15 protein-coding genes and 1 riboswitch are annotated in these 16,965 nt (G+C 71.6%); of the genes, 8 read left to right on the top strand and 7 right to left on the bottom strand.

Translation table 11 applies throughout. The features are described 5' to 3' along the window. The first annotated feature begins 60 nt into the window (after positions 1-60). Positions 61-1,167 carry an alpha/beta fold hydrolase gene (locus AFR_RS20290; protein WP_023362668.1) on the top strand — a complete coding sequence of 369 codons (1,107 nt, stop codon included), beginning with the start codon at positions 61-63 and terminating at the stop codon, positions 1,165-1,167. Here the strand turns inward: AFR_RS20290 and AFR_RS20295 are convergent. Next, positions 1,160-1,837, bottom strand: a complete 678-nt coding sequence (locus tag AFR_RS20295) for a hypothetical protein (RefSeq protein ID WP_023362669.1) — start codon at positions 1,835-1,837, stop codon at positions 1,160-1,162. The two genes, AFR_RS20290 and AFR_RS20295, sit on opposite strands and share 8 nt — an antisense overlap. A 102-nt stretch (positions 1,838-1,939) precedes the next feature. Between AFR_RS20295 and AFR_RS20300 the strand changes: the two genes are divergently transcribed. Beyond that, the gene (locus AFR_RS20300) at positions 1,940-3,286 is read left to right on the top strand and encodes a serine/threonine-protein kinase (protein WP_238547310.1); all 1,347 of its coding nucleotides are present in this window, start codon (positions 1,940-1,942) and stop codon (positions 3,284-3,286) included. Positions 3,287-3,289: 3 nt separating this feature from the next. On the opposite strand, the gene cydC is transcribed toward AFR_RS20300, so the two are convergent. From cydC to AFR_RS20315, 3 genes are read right to left on the bottom strand one after another with little or no spacing between them, the layout of a single operon-like run. Beyond that, positions 3,290-6,661, bottom strand: a complete 3,372-nt coding sequence (gene cydC, locus AFR_RS20305; RefSeq protein ID WP_023362671.1) for a thiol reductant ABC exporter subunit CydC — start codon at positions 6,659-6,661, stop codon at positions 3,290-3,292. Next, positions 6,658-7,638, bottom strand: a complete 981-nt coding sequence (gene cydB / locus AFR_RS20310) for a cytochrome d ubiquinol oxidase subunit II (protein ID WP_023362672.1) — start codon at positions 7,636-7,638, stop codon at positions 6,658-6,660. The genes cydC and cydB overlap by 4 nt, the downstream gene beginning before the upstream one ends. A gap of 9 nt (positions 7,639-7,647) precedes the next feature. Next, positions 7,648-9,039, bottom strand: coding sequence for a cytochrome ubiquinol oxidase subunit I (locus AFR_RS20315; protein ID WP_023362673.1), 1,392 nt, complete (start codon positions 9,037-9,039; stop codon positions 7,648-7,650). A 74-nt stretch (positions 9,040-9,113) separates the two neighbouring features. On the opposite strand from AFR_RS20315, the gene AFR_RS20320 reads away from it, so the two are divergent. The 4 genes from AFR_RS20320 (at position 9,114) to AFR_RS20335 (ending at position 12,643) form a co-directional block, all read left to right on the top strand. After that, positions 9,114-9,482: a BlaI/MecI/CopY family transcriptional regulator gene (locus tag AFR_RS20320; RefSeq protein WP_041841009.1), complete on the top strand. Its 369-nt coding sequence runs from the start codon at positions 9,114-9,116 to the stop codon at positions 9,480-9,482. Then, complete coding sequence (locus AFR_RS20325; protein WP_023362675.1) at positions 9,479-10,396, top strand: M56 family metallopeptidase; 918 nt, start codon at positions 9,479-9,481, stop codon at positions 10,394-10,396. The genes AFR_RS20320 and AFR_RS20325 overlap by 4 nt, the downstream gene beginning before the upstream one ends. Before the next feature lie 134 nt (positions 10,397-10,530). Continuing rightward, positions 10,531-10,665: riboswitch (cyclic di-AMP (ydaO/yuaA leader) on the top strand. Positions 10,666-10,679: 14 nt separating this feature from the next. Further along, positions 10,680-11,669: a C40 family peptidase gene (locus AFR_RS20330; protein ID WP_023362676.1), complete on the top strand. Its 990-nt coding sequence runs from the start codon at positions 10,680-10,682 to the stop codon at positions 11,667-11,669. 71 nt (positions 11,670-11,740) lie between these two features. After that, positions 11,741-12,643, top strand: a complete 903-nt coding sequence (locus AFR_RS20335) for an aminoglycoside phosphotransferase family protein (protein WP_023362677.1) — start codon at positions 11,741-11,743, stop codon at positions 12,641-12,643. Here the strand turns inward: AFR_RS20335 and AFR_RS20340 are convergent. Next, positions 12,618-13,037: a MarR family winged helix-turn-helix transcriptional regulator gene (locus tag AFR_RS20340; RefSeq protein ID WP_023362678.1), complete on the bottom strand. Its 420-nt coding sequence runs from the start codon at positions 13,035-13,037 to the stop codon at positions 12,618-12,620. The genes AFR_RS20335 and AFR_RS20340 overlap by 26 nt on opposite strands. 62 nt (positions 13,038-13,099) lie before the next feature. Here AFR_RS20340 and AFR_RS20345 point away from each other — a divergent pair, with 62 nt between their 5' ends. Beyond that, on the top strand, positions 13,100-14,185 hold the full coding sequence (locus AFR_RS20345) for an epoxide hydrolase family protein (protein WP_202964069.1): 1,086 nt from the start codon (positions 13,100-13,102) through the stop codon (positions 14,183-14,185). On the opposite strand, the gene AFR_RS20350 is transcribed toward AFR_RS20345, so the two are convergent. Further along, complete coding sequence (locus tag AFR_RS20350; RefSeq protein ID WP_023362680.1) at positions 14,149-15,591, bottom strand: sensor domain-containing diguanylate cyclase; 1,443 nt, start codon at positions 15,589-15,591, stop codon at positions 14,149-14,151. The two genes, AFR_RS20345 and AFR_RS20350, sit on opposite strands and share 37 nt — an antisense overlap. Positions 15,592-15,698: 107 nt before the next feature. Here AFR_RS20350 and AFR_RS20355 point away from each other — a divergent pair, with 107 nt between their 5' ends. Next, positions 15,699-16,475, top strand: a complete 777-nt coding sequence (locus AFR_RS20355; protein WP_023362681.1) for an SDR family NAD(P)-dependent oxidoreductase — start codon at positions 15,699-15,701, stop codon at positions 16,473-16,475. Here AFR_RS20355 and AFR_RS20360 read toward each other — a convergent pair. After that, entirely contained in the window at positions 16,451-16,933 is a 483-nt protein-coding gene (locus AFR_RS20360; RefSeq protein ID WP_023362682.1) for a CGNR zinc finger domain-containing protein, read from the bottom strand. The two genes, AFR_RS20355 and AFR_RS20360, sit on opposite strands and share 25 nt — an antisense overlap. Positions 16,934-16,965 lie beyond the last annotated feature (32 nt).

Raw genomic sequence — 16,965 nt, forward strand, 5'->3', positions numbered from 1 at the left:
TTGCATAGGAGTGGTGATCCGGGATCTCCTTTTGGCCCGGCGCCGAGAAGGGTGTAATACATGAGAGCAATTCCGCGGTGGACAGCAGTATTTCAGGCCACCCTTCTGAGTATTTTCGGCGTCGTCGTCGGTAGTGGCCCGGCGGCCGCCACGGCAGCGCCGGGAACGGTTCTGTCCTCGGCCGCCGCCACGCTGCCGCCCGAACTGGCGTCGCTGGGGACCGGCAAACGGATCGAGTACGTCTCGACCAATCTGTCCGGCGGCGCGGTCACGGTCACCGGTCTGGTGATCACGCCGAAGAAGAAGACGCACCGGACCGTCGTCTGGGGGCACGGCACGACCGGCATCGCCGATCAGTGCGCGCCGTCCGACCACCCCGCCGTGTTCTGGCCCGAGGCCCGCGCTGCCGTGGCTGAGCTGCTCAAACGGGGCTGGACGGTCGCCGCCCCGGACTACCCGGGCCTCGGTACGCCGGCACCGCACCCGTACCTGGTCGGGGGCACGACCGCCCGCTCGATGATCGACAGCGTCAAGGCCGCCCGCAGCCTCGACAGCTCCCTCTCGACGCAATACGCGATCGACGGCCACTCCCAAGGCGGCCAGGGTGCGCTCTTCGCGGGTCAGCTGGCCCCCTCCTACGACGGCCCGCTGGTCCTGCGCGGCGTCTCGGCGATCGCGCCGGTCTCCAATGTCGACCTGCTCGCGCCCGCCATTCCCGGGACGCCGGGACAGGGTTATCTGGTCATGGCTCTTTACGGCCTGAATGCGGTGGAACCGGGCTTCGATCCGCTGTCGGTGCTCGCGCAGCCGGCGAAACAAAGGGTTCCCGTGCTGCAGAGCGGATGCCTCTACGAGGTCCTCGAAAAATACATGTCATTGACGCCGCATCAACTTCTGAACGGTGGCGCACTGCCTCCCGCGGTGGTGAGCAAACTGGCGTACTACGACAACCCGGCCCAGTCGGCCCCGAGTGCGCCGATGCTCATCGTGCAGGGCACCGACGACGAGGCGGTCCCGTACGACATCACCGCAGGCGCGCTCCTCGATCAGCTCGATGACTACTCCCAGCCCGTGACCTTCGTACCGTTGGAGGGCCAGAACCACGACGGCGCTGTTGTCGCCTCCACCACCCTGGTGGCCGACTGGCTCGCGGGCCGTTTCAGCTAGACCAGGCGAGGTCGATCAGGACGTCGTTGCCGAGGGTGGCAGCCACGGAGCAGTGCAGCCCGAGCCGGTCGATCCGGCCGTCGCGCGGACTCCAGGGCCTGCCACCCTCGGGGATGCCGAGCACGGCGCCGAGCGCGTCGATCGTCGGCTTCCACAGAGTGGTCCAGGACCGTGCCGGGCCGACCGTGAAGGCCACCTCCAGCCGGACCGGCCCGTCCGGCAGCACGGTTACCCCGGTCAGCTGATCGCGGATCTGCTCCTTGTAACCGACCTTGCCGGACGAGACGGTGGTGCGGATCGTCGACCGGACGGGGAACACGACCGGTCGCGCCTGCTCGACGCGGACGAACGAGTCCGGGCCGGTGTACTTGGTCGCCCACACGCTGACGAAGTCCCGCCCCGCCTGCTTCCGGAGGTGGGCGGCCAGCGGGTACAGGTAGTTGTCGAGGTCGTGGTGGTCGAGAAGCTTGATCGTCTCGGGCAGGCCGATGTCGAGGCGCAGCGCGAGCGGCCCGGTGAGCCGGGCCAGCACCGGCTCCAGCAGCAGGCGGGTCGAGGAAAGGTAGTCCAGCAACCGGATCTGGCCCGGGTGGGTGCTCTTCTCCCAGCTGGCGAGGCGCGGTAGGTGGGTGAGCTTCTCGGCGGTGCCGTCCGGACGGGCATAGGGCATGCGACCGAGCATCGCAGAGGACGCGGCGGACGCGCGTGGCATGATGCGCGGCGGTTGGCTGCGGCGGGCAGTCCGGGCGGGCGGGGAACGGTGTTGCTGCAGGTGGGGCAGAGGCTCGGCGGCCGGTACAGGCTCGAGGTCCGGATCGGGGCCGGCGGCATGGGCGAGGTGTGGCGCGCCGTCGACGAGGTGCTCGGCCGGGTGGTGGCCGTCAAGGCGATGCTGCCCCGGATAGCCGATCAGCCCGACTTCGCCCGGCGGTTCCTGGTCGAGGCCAAGGCCATGGCCAGTGTCAACCACGGTGCTGTCGCGGCGATCCACGACTACGGCAGCGACGACGGCATCACCTTCCTGGTGATGGAGTTCATCGACGGCGAGTCGCTGTCCCAGCTGCTGGGGCGGGCCGGGCGGCTCGGAGCCGCCGACACGATGCACCTGATCGCGCAGGCCGCCGACGGGCTGCAGGCCGTTCACGACCGGGGGATCGTCCACCGCGACATCAAACCCGCCAACCTTCTCGTACGCCGGGACGGCTCGCTGCTGATCACCGACTTCGGCATCTCCCGCACCCACGACGGCACGCAGCTCACCGTTTCCGGGGCGGTGCTGGGCACACCGACGTACCTGTCGCCGGAGCAGGTGCTCGGCCGGCCGGCCACCGCGCAGAGCGACGTGTACTCACTCGGCCTCGCCGCTTACGAATGCCTGGCGGGGCAACGGCCCTTCGGCGGGGAGAACCCCTACGCGGTGGCGTTGCAGCGGTTGCAGGCCGGACCACCGCCGCTGGGCGCCGACGTCCCGCGGGCGGTGGCGGCTGTCGTCGACCGGGCGCTGGCGATCGAACCGGCCGACCGCTGGCAGTCGGCCGCGGAGCTGGCGACCGCGGCCCGCGCGGCGATGCACGGCGGCTCACCGCAGGCAGTGGCCGTGAGGCGCCGGGCAGTCCCGGGCAGGCGGTGGGCGATCGCCGCCATCTGCCTGGTGATCCTGGTCGTCGGCGGTGTCACCGCCTGGCAGGTCTTCGACACCGGCGAGAGCCCGAGCATCGCCGGGGCGCCGGTGAGCAACGCCACGCCTCCCGGCCTGGAAGCCTGCGGTCCGGTGTTCTGCCCGGTCGAGCCGCTCTGCTGGAGCGGACTCACCTCCATCAGCGGCAGGGCAGAACCGCCGTGGCCGGCGGACTGCGCCGAGAGTCACGTCTGGGAGACGTTCGCCGCGTTCCCGCCGCCCGCGGCGGCCGCAAAAATGCGGGAGGACGAACTCATGACCAACGAGGCCGTCGCCGGTGTCTGCACGGCCGCCCTGATGAGCTCCCGCAGTCAGGACAGGACCATGACCGAGGGCTGGGTCCGGGACGGCTGGCCGATCCGCGTCGACGGCGGAGGCCCGCGGCTGATCCACTGCCTGGCCCGTCCGGAGTCCGGCGAAACGACGGGCGCTGCGTTCTGATCGTCACCGGGCGACGGCGATCTCCGCCCGCCGGGCCGGAGACAGCCGGCCGCCGCGCAGCTCGTAGGTCGCGTCGACCCGGTCGAGGCCTTCGGTGCGGTGGGTGAACAGCAGGACCGTGTGGCCGGCCATGGCCGTGAGCAGGTCGGCCATCAAGGCCTCCGCGCCGGCTTCGTCGAGGCCCTCGGTCGGCTCGTCGAGGACGAGCAGATCCGGGCCGGCGAGCAGGGCCCGGGCGGTGGCCAGGCGGCGCCGCTGACCGCCGGAGATCGTGCTGCCGCCGGCGCCGACCCAGGTGTCCAACCCGGCGGGGAGGCCGCGGGCCCAGTCGTCGAGCCCGACCCGGGCCAGGGCCCCGAGCAGCTCGGTGTCGGTCGCTCCGGGCCGGGCCAGCCGCAGATTTTCGCGCACCGTCGAGGCGAACACGTGGTCGGTCTCGTCCCCGACGAGCACCGTGTGTCCGGTGCCGGTGACCGTTCCCGATCGGGGGTCCAGGAGCCCGGCGAGGACCGCGGCGAGCGTGGACTTGCCACCGCCGGACGGCCCGAGCACCGCCACCCGTGACCCGGCCCGGAGGTCGAGGCTGACGTCGCGCACCACCGGCGGCCGATCCGGGTCCCATCCTGCGGACACGTCGCGGATCGCCACGTCGCCGCCGGTCGTCCCGGCGTACCGGGTCGCTGTGGGCGGCTGCGCGCTGATCTCCTCGAGCCGCGAGACGGCACCGGCCGAGCGCCGCCGGGCCACTGCGGCGTCGGGCAGCGCCGCGACGGGCTCGCCCAGGGTGACGACGGCGAGCAGCAGCACGGTCGCCCACTCGGCCGACAGGCCGCTGCCCACGGTCACCAGGGCGGTCCCGGCCACCGCGATTCCCCAGCCCAGCTGGCCCAGCGCCGCCGCGGTCCCGGCCGATCGCGCCGCCCGCGCCTCGAGCCGCGCCAGCTCCCGGCTCCGCCGATCCGGTACGCCCAGAGCATCGTCCCCGCCCAGCTCCTCGATCACGCCCAGCTCCTCGATCCCGTCGACGGTCTCGACGACGGCGTCGCGCAGTTCGGCCCGCGCGCGTGCGGTGGCCGCGTCGAGGCGGGCGGCCTGCCGGGAGGCGAGCGCCGGAGCGAGGACAGCACTGATGAGCAGCCCGGCCGCGAGGGGTACGGCCACGACCGGCAGGACCAGAACGGCCACCGCCGTGACGACGGCGAGGGTGACGGCTGCCGCCAGTGCGGGAAGCCGTCCGCGCAGCAGCCCGTCGACGCGGGCGTCCACGTCGTCCGCGACCCGGGTCAGCAGGTCACCGCGGCGGCGCAGCCGCGGACCGGGTACCCGCGGCACCAGGTCGGCGAACACCCGGGACCGCCACTCGCCGAGCCGCGCGAACGCGACGTCGTGCGAGACCAGCCGCTCGAGATAGCGAAGCAGCGGGCGGGCCACGGCACTGCCCCGGACCAGCACCACCGCGGTGGAGAGCGTCAGCACGGGCGGCAACGAGGACGCGCGGACGAGCAGCCAGGCGGCGGCGCCGGTGAGCAACGTCCCGGCCAGCCACGACAAGGCTCCGAGGCCGACCGCGGTTCCGGGCCGTCGCGCCAGCCACCGGGCCGCCATGGAGAACCGCGAAGGTCGCCGAGCCGTTGTCGCGATTGGACCCGGCAGCCCGGCCACCGCCGGCCCGGCGCTCGACGACGTCGACGCGGGCGACCCGGCCGACGCGATTTCGCCGGTCGCTGTCATCGGGGCGACGAATCGGTCGTCAGTGGGGGCACTGGCAGGGGCCGGGCCGGGGTGGACGTCGACGATGCGGTCGGCGGCGTCGAGGAGGCCGGGCCGGTGGGCCACGACCAGCACCGCACAGCCGCGGTCCGCCGCCGCACGCAACCGGTCGACCACCACCTGCTCGGCGGCGGCGTCGAGGTGGGCGGTGGGTTCGTCGAGCAGCAGCACCCGCGGCTCGCGTTCGGCGGCCCGCAGGACCGCGGCGAGTGCGAGGCGTTGCTTCTGGCCTGCGGAGACCCCGCTGCCGTGCTCGCCGACGACCGTGCCGGGCTCCAGTTCGAGACCCAGGCGGGCCAGTTCGGCATTGATGGAGGCGTCGTCGAGGCCGGGGAGGACGTCGGCGACCGTGCGGACGTGGGGGAGGGCCGGGCGCTGGGGGAGGTACAGCAGGCCGGGGCCGGACAGCTCGATCCGTCCGGCCGTGGCCGGTTGCAGACCGGCGAGGACCCGCAGGGCGGTCGTCTTGCCGGCTCCCGACGGTCCGCGCAGCGCGACGATCTCGCCCGGCTGCACCGACAGGCCGTCGAGCGCGAGGGCGTCCACAGCGGAGCCCGGGTGCCGGACACGCAGCCGCGACGCGAAGACGGCCGGCCGCGCACCGCCGAGACCGAACCGCCCGTCCGCGGTCAGGGCTTCCGCCGGCACGAGAACAGCCTGGTCACCGGTGGCCGGCAGGGCCTCGGCAAGGATCTCGTCGACGTCCGCGATCACCGCGGTGGCGTCGGCGCCGGCGTGGTACTTCGCGGCCATCTCGCGCAGTGGCCGGTAGACCTCGGGCGCCAGCAGGATCACCAGCAGTGCCGGGGCGAGGGGCATCGCGCCCGCGGCCACGCGCAGGCCCGCCTCGACCGCGATCAGGCCGACCGACAGCGTTGCGACCAGGTCCAGGGCTGTGGAGGAGAGGAAGGCGACGCGCAATACGCGTACCGTGGCGGAGCGGTGTCTGTCGGACATCTCGCGCACGACGGCGGTCTGGCGGTCCGCCCGGCCGAAGATCCGCAGGGTCGGCAGGCCGCGGACCACGTCGAGGAAGTGGCCCGCCAGGCGGGCGTCGGCCTCCCACGCCGCTCGGGCCTGCTTCTGGGTGGCCCAGCCGATGAGGGCGCCGAGCACCGGGATCAGCGGCAGGGTGACCACGGCGATGACCGCCGAGGTCCGGTCGGTCACGGCCATCGCCACGATGACCAGCGGCGGCAGCGCCACACCGAGGACCAGGGCGGGGAGATATCCGGAGAACCACGGCCGCAGCGCGTCGAGGCCTCCGGACAGGACCGCGGTGAGCCGGCCGCTGCCGTAACGGGCGACCCAGGCCGGGCCGTGGCCGAGCGCCGCGGCCAGGGAGGAGCGCCGCAGTTCGTCGGTGACCGCGGCGGCCGTGCGCTGGGCGACGACCTGCTCGGCCCAGGTCAGGACGGCCCGCAGGACAAAGGCCGCGGCGAGCAGGAAGATCGCGTCGTGGCCCGTGACGATCCGGGCCAGCGCGACGGCGACGGTCACCGTCGCTGCGGCCTGACCGGCTCCGAGCAGCGACAACACCGCGATCCCGGTACGGCTGGAGCGTGCGTGCCGCAGCAGCCGTGGGTCGACCGGCCCCCGGCTCACGACGGCACCCGCTCGCTGGCGACCCGGCGGCGGAAGACCCAGTACGAGAAGGCCTGGTAGACCAGCACACCCGGGAGGACCACGACGCCGACGATGCTGAGCAGGCGCAGGGCCGAGTCGGTGGCCGCTGCGCCGGTCATGGTCAGCGACCATGCGGGGTCGAGGGTGCTGCGCAGCACCACGTCACCGTGCGCGGTGAAGACCGCCACGACCGTGCCCGCGACGCCCAGGGCCGTGCCGGCGAAGGCGAGGAGTTCCTGGCCGGTGCGGGCGAGCATGGCGATGCCGACGCAGAGGATCGCCGCCACGAGGACCAGTCGTGAGCCGGTGGCGAAGCCGGTCGCGCCGAGGCCCACGGCGCCGCCGGTGGCCAGGACGATGCCGAGCCGCTGGGCGCGCAGGTGGACGGGCCCGGTGGTCCGCAGGGTGAGGAACATGGCGCCGATCAGCAGTGCCGCGAAGAGGGCTGCGGCTGCACCGACGAGCGCCGGCCACGTGAGCAGGGGAGCGGTGCTGCGGCCCAGGCCCGTACCGGTGACCTGGCCGTCCTGCCCCAGGGCGAGGCCGTGGGTCAGGACGCCGAGCACTGCACCCCAGAGCAGCACGATCCCGGCCGAGGCGGCAGTCAGGGCGGCGTCGCAGCGTCGCCGCCAGCGTTCGCCGTCACCCTTGCCGCGGAACTCCAGGGCCACACCGCGGACGGCGAGCAGCAGGAGCAGTCCGACCATCGGCAGGTAGAGGCCGGACAGCAGGGCGGCGTACCAGTCGGGGAAGGCGGCGAAGGTGACGCCGATCGCCGCGACCAGCCACACCTCGTTGCCGTCCCAGAACGGGCCGACGGTGCGGACGATCGCGCCCCGCTCGTGGTCGTCACGCCCGGCGATCGGGCCCAGCAGGCCGACGCCGAAGTCGAAGCCCTCGAGGACGAAGAACAGCACCCAGCAGAGGATCACCAGGGAGAACCAGACAGCGATCATCGTTGCTCCTCAGTAGACCGGGACGGCGGTCTGTTCGGCGGCCGCTTCGACCGGTGGCGGGGCGAGGGGTTGCCGGGACAGGTGGCGGACCAGCCGCAACCAGACGACCGCGACGATGCCGTAGACGGCCGTGAAGGCGAGCAGGGACGCGAGGACCTCGCCGCTGGTCAGGCCGGGCGAGATGCCGTCGGCCACCCGTGAGATCCCGAACGCCAGCCAGGGCTGCCGAGCCGTCTCGGTGAAGATCCAGCCGAGGCTGTTGGCCGCGGTCGGCAGCAGCGGGATGAGCGGCAGGAAGCGCAGGAAGAGGCGGGACCAGCGGCGGCTCTCGTCGAGCTCGCGGCCCTTGCGGGTCGTCCACAGGTAGAGCGCCGCGGCGGCCATGGCCAGCATGCCGATGCCGATCATCAGGCGGAACGTCCAGAACGCGACCGGGATCATCGGTACGTAACTGCCGGGGCCGAACTGGGCGGCGTACTGGGCCTGGAGGTCGTCGATGCCCTGGACCTCGGCGCCGGGGCTGCCCTTGGCCAGGATGGACAGCAGCCAGGGCAACTCGATGCTGAAGAACGGCTTGCCGCCGCTGATGTCGCCGATGGCGAAGATCGAGAACGGCGCGCCGGTGGTGGTCTCGTACAGGGACTCGGCGGCGGCCATCTTCATCGGCTGGACCTCGGTGATGACCTTGCCGAGGTGGTCACCGGTCAGCGCGGTCAGGGCGCCACCCGTGACTGTCATCCACGCGCCCAGGCGGGCGAGGGGTGCGAAGCCGGCGTCCGAGCGCCGCCGCCAGATCGCGATGCCCAGCAGCAGCGAACCACCGACCATGCACGCACCCGCGAGGGTGTGCGGGAAGGCGGCCAGGTTGACCTTGTTGAGCAGCAGCTCACCGAAGCTGTCGAGGCGCGCCCGCCCGGTGACGGGGTCGAGGGAGTAGGCGACCGGGTTCTGCATGAACGAGTTGGCCGCCAGGATGATGAACGCGGACAGCACGGTCCCGACGGCCACGATCACGATCGTGGCGGCGTGCAGCTTGCGCGGCAGCCGGTCCCAGCCGAAATACCAGAGGGCCAGGAACGTGGCCTCGAGGAAAAACGCGAGCATGCCCTCGATCGCGAGCGTCGGGCCGAAGACGTCGCCGTAGAAGCGGGCGAAGTTGCTCCAGCCCAGGCCGAACTGGAACTCCTGCACGAGTCCGGTGACCACACCGACGGCGAACGTGACGATCAGCAGCTTGCCCACGAACTTCGTCAGGTGCAGGTATTTCTCCTGGCCGGTCCGCATCCAGGTGAGCTGCAGCCCGGCGGCCGCACCGGCCAGGCTGATCGACAGCGGCACGAAGAAGTAGTGGTAGATCGTCACCACCGCGAACTGCAGCCGTGTCAGGTCGAGCACGTCCATGGTTGCCCCCTCTACGACGTCTCGTAGTAGATACTACGCGTCGTAGTACGACGTCGTGCAGTAGAGTGGGTCACATGGCTTCTGGAGATCTCGAGCGCGAGGTCATGACGCAGTTGTGGGACGCCGGGGAGCCGCTGACCGTGCGCCAGGTGCACGAGCGGCTCAGCCGTGACCGCGACCTCGCGTACACGACGGTGATGACCGTGCTGGACCGGCTGGCCAAGAAGGGTGTCGTCCTGCAGCAGCGGGCCGACCGCGCCTACCGCTACGTGCCCGCGCAGACGCGCGAGGAGATGACGGCCGCGCTGATGCTCGACGCGCTGAGCGCGGCCCCCGACGGCGTGCGCGACGCGGCCCTGGCCCACTTCGTCGGCCGGATCGACCCGACCGCGCTGACCGCCGCCATCGAGGCGGCACGGAAGGACCCGGGCGCCGCACCGTGACCGCGCTGCTGCTCGGCGCTCTCGGGCTGACGTTGTCGCTCGTGGTGCCGGGCATCCTCGCCTCCGCGCGCTGGCCCGCCCGCACGCCGGCCGGGGCCGTGCTGCTGTGGCAGAGCATCACCCTCGCCGGCGTGCTCTGCGCGCTCGGTGTGGTGCTGGCCGGCCCGCAGGAGCTCGTCAGTGAGCTTGGCTCCCGCCGCCCGGTCGGCGCGATCGCCCTGATCGGCGCGCTGGCAGTGGCCGCTCTGATCATCCTGCGCCTGGTGGTCTCGCTCGTGCAGGTGAGTCGCCGCTCGCGGGCCCGCCGTGCCCGGCACCGGCTGCTGGTCGACCTGCTGGACACCGCGGAGCGCCACGGCGCGTTGCCGGCCGAGGTGCCCGAGGGGCTGCGCGTCCTCGACGGGCCGCTGCCGTTCGCGTACTGCCTGCCGGGGCGCTCGCCGCGGGTGGTGCTCAGTGGTGGCGCGTTGCAGGTCCTCGACGCCGAACAGGTGTCGGCGGTGATCGCGCACGAGCAGGCCCACCTGCGGCACCGCCACGACGTGGTCATGGAGTCGTTCACCGCGTTCTACCGGGCGGTGCCCCGGCCCTTGCGCAGCCGTGCGCCGCTCGACGCCGTCCACCTGCTGCTGGAGATGGTCGCGGACGACGCGGCGCGGCGCAGCACCGGTGCCGCGCCGCTGCGGACGGCCCTCGCGCTGCTCAGCGACGCGGTCAGCCCGGACGCTCCCGCCGAGGTGGGCAGCGCGGACGCGGATCGCCGCCGGCGGCTGGAACGCCTCGACGGGCCGGACCCGCGGTCGAAGGGTCTGACGGTGCTGGCGGCCACCCTGGCCGCAGGCCTGCTGGTGCTACCGACCGTGATCCTGGTGGTGCCCTGGCTCGACCGTGCGCTCTCGGCGTGGCCCCTTTAAGTCCGTCTTAATTACGGTGCGTCACACGGCGTTATGCGTTCTGTGTCCCTATACCGCCGGGTTCTCTAACGCTTTGATCGGGAGTACGGTGGTGCCCGGCCGCTCAGTCCCCCCTCGTCCGATCCCGGGCGAACTGACGGCCACCGCCTAATCGTCGTTCACGAGCCGGGGACCCAGGAACCAGGGGTCAAGCCACAGCATCACCGTGGCCGGGCGCGCTTCCCGCCCGAACCCGTCAGCTAACCCGGTCGGCGGCCGAGGGAAGAAAGGACACTGCACCTACGTGAAACGGATTGAGGCGCGCAGCGCCGCAATTCTGCGCGGCATCGCCTGCGCCGTCGCCGCGGTCGGGATTCTTCTCGCTCCCGGGGTGGCACATGCGACACCGTCGCCGTCGAACATCGAAAAGCAGATCGACGAGCAGTGGAACAAGCTGGAACCGGTGATCGAGCAGTACAACGACGTGCACAACCAGCTGATCAAGAACCGGGCCCAGCTCAAGAAGATCGACAAGCGGCTCGCACCGCTGGAGCTGCAGGTCGATCTGGCCATGTCGCAGGTGGGCAACATGGCCGGGCAGGCCTACATGCAGGGCTCGCCCAACGCCGTGAAGGCCATGATCGTCAGTGGCTCGCCGACCGGTCTGACCGAGAAGCTCACGTTCCTCGATCAGCTCAGCCGGCACCAGCGCGAGTCGATCGCGGGTGTGGCCAAGCTGCGCGACCAGCTCGCGGGTGACAAGCGTGATCTGAAGACCCTGACCGATGCCGTCGCGGCACGCGACAAGCTGCTGGGACAGCAGAAGAAGGACATTCAGAAGAAGGTCGACGATCTGCAGAAACTGCGGATCAGGGCGTACGGCGCGAGCGGCAGCTCGGGCGGTGCGTTCCGGACGGGCCCCTGTCCGGTCGACTACGACAACTCCAAGGGCGGCCGGGCGGCGCAGAAGGCGTGCTCGCTGATCGGCAAGCCCTACATCTTCGGCGCCGAGGGGCCGAGCGGTTACGACTGCTCCGGTCTCACCAAGGTGGCGTGGGCGGCTGTCGGAGTGCACCTCGAGCACTTCACGGGTGATCAGATCGGGGCGGGCAGGGCGGTCAGCCGCAGTGAGCTGCAGCCGGGTGACCTGATCTTCTACGGCAGTCCGGTCCACCACGTGGGTCTCTACGTCGGAGGCAACACCATGGTCCACGCGCCGCACACGGGAGACCATGTGCGGATGGCGTCGATCGACCGCAGCGGGGCGATCACCGGCATGCGCCGGCCGGGCTGACCCGGTTCGCACCGCACACAGAAAGGCCGCCACCTGACGTGGCGGCTTTTTCTGTGTACCAGAATGGCCCGATGTTCCCCGCCGCCTTCACCCGCAACATCATCGGAAACTGGGGTGACGCCGGCCGCGAGTGGCTGGCCGGCCTCCCGGCGCTGATCGACGCCGTCACCCACGACTGGGGGCTGACCGCCGGTGACCCGTACCCGTTGAGTTTCAGCTGGGTGGCACCCGTGCGCCGGGCCGACGGCTCGCCGGCGGTGCTCAAGCTGGGCGTGCCCTCGACGGACGACCTGGTGCACCAGGCGGCCGCACTGTCCTTCTTCGACGGTGCCGGCGCCGTGCGGCTGCTGCGCCACGACGAGGCCCGCGGAGCGATGCTCCTCGAGAAGGTGGAGCCCGGGCACACCCTGCGCCGCCTGGTGCTCGAGCACGACCAGGAGGCCACGGACGTCCTGATCGCGATGATGCGCCGGCTGCACCGGCCCGCGCCACCGGACCTGGCCGTCGCGGAGCTCACCTCCTACGGCAACGGCTTCGCCGAGCATTTGCGGCGTTACCCCGGCGAGCACCCGATTCCCCGGCAGTTGGTCGTCCGCGCCGCCGGACTCTTCATCGAGCTGTGCCAGTCCGCCACCGAGCGCGTCGTGCTGCACGGCGACCTCCACCACGAGAACGTCCTCGCCGGCGACCGCGAGCAGTGGCTGGCCATCGACCCCCACGGCCTGGCCGGCGACCCCGGGTACGAGGTCGGCCCGATCCTCTACAACCCGTTCGACGGTGACGAGCCGGTGCTCGGCCTGGTGCCGATCCGCATCGAGCAGTTCGCCGAGGGCCTCGGCATGCCCATCGACCGCGTGGTCGCCTGGGGCTTCGTACAGGCGGTGCTCTCCGAGGTCTGGGACGCGGAGAGCGGCGAGTCCAAACCGGGCCAGGCCCTCGACGTGGCGCTCAGCCTGGAGCGCCGCCTCTCCTGAGCAGAGTCAGGAGCCGGACGAGCTCCTTGCGGTCCGCCGCCGACAGGGGCGCGAGCAGCTCGTCCTGAATCTCCTCACCCTTGGCGGCAAGCTCGACGGCGCGTTCCTGTCCGCGCGGGGTGACGGTGACGGTGTTGCGGCGCTTGTCGTCCGGGTCGGGCCGCCGCTCGACGTAGCCGTCCGCGGCCAGCTCGTTGAGGGCGGCGACCACGTCGCTGAAGTGAATGGCCGTGCGGCGTCCCAGGTCGGCCTGGCTGGCCGGCCCGTCGTCGATCAGCGTCGACAGCAGCCGGTAGTGGTAGCCGCGGGCGCCGATCTCGGCGAAACGCTCACCGACCAGGCGGTGGGCGTACGCCGCAGTCTGGGTCAGCAGCCAGCTGGGGAGGTGGTCCATGAGGCGAGATTACCATTTGCCGGACTAACGTTAGTGCGCCTAACGTTAGACGCATGAACGATATCGAGCCGTACCGCGTCCACGTCCCGCAGGCCGACCTCGACGACCTGGCCGACCGCCTCGGCCGCGCAAGGTGGCCCGACGAGCTGCCGGGCGTGGGGTGGGACTACGGGATCCCCCTCGAACGGGTCCGGGAGCTGGCCGAACGCTGGCGTACCACCTACGACTGGCGTGTGCACGAGGCGGCGCTGAACGCGTACCCGCAGTTCGTGACCGAGATCGACGGGCAGCGGATCCATTTTCTGCACGTGCCGTCCGCGAACCCTTCCGCTCTACCGCTGGTGCTCGTGCACGGCTGGCCCGGGTCGGTGCTCGAGTTCCTCGACCTGATCGAGCCGCTGACCGATGACTTCCACCTGGTCATCCCGTCCATCCCCGGCTTCGGCTTCTCCGGCCCGACGCACGAGAAGGGCTGGGGCCTGGAGCGGATCGCGCGGGCGTTCGCCGAGCTGATGAGCCGGCTGGGCTACGAGCGGTTCGGCGCGCACGGCGGTGACTGGGGTTCGGGTGTGGCTCGTGCCCTGGGTGGCGTCGCGCCGGACCGTGTTGTCGGCGTGCACGTCAACTACCTGCCGACACCAGGGCCGGTCGACGGGCTGTCGGGGCAGGACCGGGAGCGGGCCGAGCGGATCGCGGCCTTCGCCGCGAACCGGCCCGGTTATCAGGTGCTGCAGGCGACACGGCCGCAGACGATCGCGTACGCGCTCACGGACTCCCCGATCGGCCAGCTGGCCTGGATCGCCGAGAAGTTCACCGAGTGGGCCGATCCGGCCTCCTCGATCAGCGACGACGTGCTGCTCAGCGACGTGTCGATCTACTGGTTCACCCGCACGGCCGGTTCGTCGGCGCGGCTGGCCAAGGAGAGCGGTCGCGGCACACCGTGCCCGGTGCCGCTGGGTGTCGCGGTGCTGCCGCACGACATCGTGCAGTCGGTGCGGCCGCTGGCCGAGCGGTCCTTCGACATCCGGCACTGGACCGAGCTGCCGCGCGGCGGGCACTTCGCCGCGCTGGAGGTGCCGCAGGACCTGGCTGCCGACATCGCGGCGTTCTTTCAGCTCCAGGGGGCGGTGACTTCTTCCTCGACGTAGAGCTGGCAGCCGTTGCGGCCCTGGCGCTTCGAGCGGTACATGGCCGCGTCGGCGTGCCGCATCAGGGACTTCACGTCGGAGCCGCCCGGGTACGCCAGAGCCACGCCGATGCTGCACCCGACGTCCAGCTTCAGGCCGGCGACCGAGGCGTTGGTGCTGATGCCCTCGACGATGCGCTGGGCCACGCTCAGCGCCTCCTCGGCGTTCCTGACGCGGGTCAGGACCACACCGAACTCGTCGCCGCCGAGCCGCCCCGCGGTGTCCGTGTCCCGGGTGACCCGCTTGATGACACCGCTGATCGTCTGCAGAAGGCGGTCACCGACGTCGTGGCCGTACGTGTCGTTGACGGCCTTGAAGCCGTCGAGGTCGCAGAAGAGCACCGCCACCGGGTGCTGGTAGCGGGTGCCCTGCGCGAGGGCACGCTCGAGATCGCGGTTCAGCGTGGGGCCGTTGGCCAGCCCGGTGAGGCCGTCGTGGGAGGCCGCGTACGCGATCCGGTCCTGCACCGCCCGGCGCTCGGTGATGTCGCGCTGGTGGCTGACGATGGCCTGGACGGCAGGGTGGGCCAGCATGTTGCGGGCGATGATCTCGTGCCAGTGCCAGGACCCGTCGGCGTGCCGGACCCGCAGCTCGGCCGAGTGCTCGACGGTGCTGTCCGAGGCGAGCAGGCGCGTGAAGAGCTCCATCGCCGCGATGTCGTCCTCGGGGTGGAACAGGCCGCTGAGCACCTTGCCGCGCAGCTCCTCGGGGAGGTAACCCATCACCGGCTTGGCCGCCGGGCTGACCCAGGTGATGTTGCCGTCGGCGTCACCCATGGTGATGACCTCGGAGCCGTCGCGGACCAGCGCCCGGAAGCGTTCCTCGTTGTGCCGGACCGACGCCTCGGCCCGCTCGTTCTGGGCGACGAACTTGCCGAGGGTCCGGGCGGTGGTGACAGTGCCGATCGCGACGAGCAGCGCCAGCCCGTGCGACTGGGCCACGCTCAGGTTGGTGGGTAGCAGGCCGAGACCGACGACGACCTGACCGGCCAGCAGAGCGCCGGCGCTGGCCGCGGCAGCGGGCTTCCAGGCCCGGGAGCCGGACTGCCGCAGGTGCACCGTGAGGATGTGCAGGTGGGCGATCGCCAGCAGGGGTCCCCAGCCGAGCAGGTACATCGTGATGGTGGTGTTGACGATGTGAAGGCTGATGCGCAGGCCGGCCCGCCGGTGGAGGTTCCCGCCGGAGAGCCAGAGCTGAATCTCCGGCTGCTGGCAGAAGGCGCCGAAACCGAGCACCAGCGCGAGGATCCACAGCGGGACGTCGCCGGTCAGGTCGAACTGGCGCAGCACGACGACAAGGGTCAGGACGACCAGGGGCTCCATGCCGTTCCGGGCGATCCGTGCGCCTCTGGCCAGCAGCGGGTGCATGCGTCATCCCTGTCCTGATCGGTGCCTGCACGGATTGCCGGGCCGGTATTTGTTCATTCGACCGCCACGGGCTGCATCAAAGGACAAGACGCGGAAATGTAGGGCGCATGCGTCTCGATCTCAGCGGCAGGACCGCACTTGTCACCGGCTCGACCCAGGGCATCGGTCTGGCCATCGCCACCGGACTCGCCGAGGCGGGGGCGCGGGTGGCGATCAACGGCCGTGACCCGGAGAAGGTGAGGGCCGTGCTGCCGGAGCGGGGTGACTTCGTGGCGGCACCGGCCGACCTGACCACCGACGAGGGTGTCGCCGCCCTCCTGGAGCAGCTGCCGTCGGTCGACATCCTGGTCAACAACCTGGGCATCTTCGGCGCGCAGCCCGCGCTCGAGATCACCGACGCCGAGTGGCGGCGGTACTTCGAGGTCAACGTCCTCACCGGCGTACGCCTGACCAGGGCCTATCTGCCCGGCATGAAGGAGCGGGGCTGGGGCCGGATCCAGTACATCGCCAGCGACTCGGCGGTGGTCGTCCCGGCGGAGATGATCCACTACGGCATGACCAAGACCGCGCTGCTGGCCGTCTCCCGCGGTTTTGCCAAGGAGGCGGCCGGCAGTGGTGTCACGGTGAACAGCGTCATCGCCGGCCCCACGCACACCGGTGGTGTCGAGGACTTCGTCTACGAGCTGGTCGACAAGGACCTGCCGTGGGAGGAGGCGCAGCGCGAGTTCATGCGCCTGCACCGGCCGCAGTCCCTGCTGCAGCGGCTCATCGAGCCCGAGGAGATCGCCAACATGGTGGTCTACCTCAGCTCACCCCAGGCGTCGGCGACCACCGGCGGCGCGGTCCGGGTCGACGGTGGTTACGTCGACGCGATCCTTCCGTAACGCCCCTGGTGACGGCGGGCCTTCATCCGGTTTCCGCAGGTCGCCATCGAGCACCAGCGGGCGGTGCCGGCCCGGCTGCGGTCGAGCAGGAAGAGACGGCACTCGTCGTTGGCGCACGCTCGCAGGCGGCCGGGGTGCTGCTCGTGCAGCTCGGCCCAGGCGAGGACCGCACGGACGGCCAGCAGCCGGTCGGCGGGCGCGTCGAGCTGCCACTCGAGCCCGGTGTCGCCGATCACGGGGGACCGGTGGACCCCCTCCAGCAGGGGGGCGAGGTCGGCCGCCGGCCGGTCGCCGCGGACGACCCCCTGAAGCCGGTCCCGAGCCGTGCGGACCGCCGTGAGCTCGGCGCCGGTGCCCGTCCCGCCCCGGGCCGCCGGATCCCCGAGCCGGTCGGTCCGCCGGCCGTCAATGACCGGGGTGCTGTTGAGCATCCACAGCAGCAGGTCCTCGTCCGTCATCTAACCCCCTCGAAAGCCTTGACAGGTTAGCA

This window comes from Amorphoplanes friuliensis DSM 7358, assembly GCF_000494755.1.
GTDB classification, from domain to species: Bacteria; Actinomycetota; Actinomycetes; order Mycobacteriales; family Micromonosporaceae; genus Actinoplanes; species Actinoplanes friuliensis.

Excerpts from the sequence above, each read along its gene's own strand:
- AFR_RS20290 (WP_023362668.1), top strand. The coding sequence starts at position 61 with ATGAGAGCAATTCCGCGGTGGACAGCAGTATTTCAGGCCACCCTTCTG.
- AFR_RS20340 (WP_023362678.1), bottom strand. The coding sequence starts at position 13,037 with ATGGACCACCTCCCCAGCTGGCTGCTGACCCAGACTGCGGCGTACGCC.
- AFR_RS20360 (WP_023362682.1), bottom strand. The coding sequence starts at position 16,933 with ATGACGGACGAGGACCTGCTGCTGTGGATGCTCAACAGCACCCCGGTC.
- AFR_RS20335 (WP_023362677.1), top strand. The coding sequence starts at position 11,741 with ATGTTCCCCGCCGCCTTCACCCGCAACATCATCGGAAACTGGGGTGAC.
- cydB (WP_023362672.1), bottom strand. The coding sequence starts at position 7,638 with ATGATCGCTGTCTGGTTCTCCCTGGTGATCCTCTGCTGGGTGCTGTTC.
- AFR_RS20315 (WP_023362673.1), bottom strand. The coding sequence starts at position 9,039 with ATGGACGTGCTCGACCTGACACGGCTGCAGTTCGCGGTGGTGACGATC.
- AFR_RS20350 (WP_023362680.1), bottom strand. The coding sequence starts at position 15,591 with ATGCACCCGCTGCTGGCCAGAGGCGCACGGATCGCCCGGAACGGCATG.
- AFR_RS20295 (WP_023362669.1), bottom strand. The coding sequence starts at position 1,837 with ATGCCCTATGCCCGTCCGGACGGCACCGCCGAGAAGCTCACCCACCTA.
- AFR_RS20355 (WP_023362681.1), top strand. The coding sequence starts at position 15,699 with ATGCGTCTCGATCTCAGCGGCAGGACCGCACTTGTCACCGGCTCGACC.
- AFR_RS20320 (WP_041841009.1), top strand. The coding sequence starts at position 9,114 with ATGGCTTCTGGAGATCTCGAGCGCGAGGTCATGACGCAGTTGTGGGAC.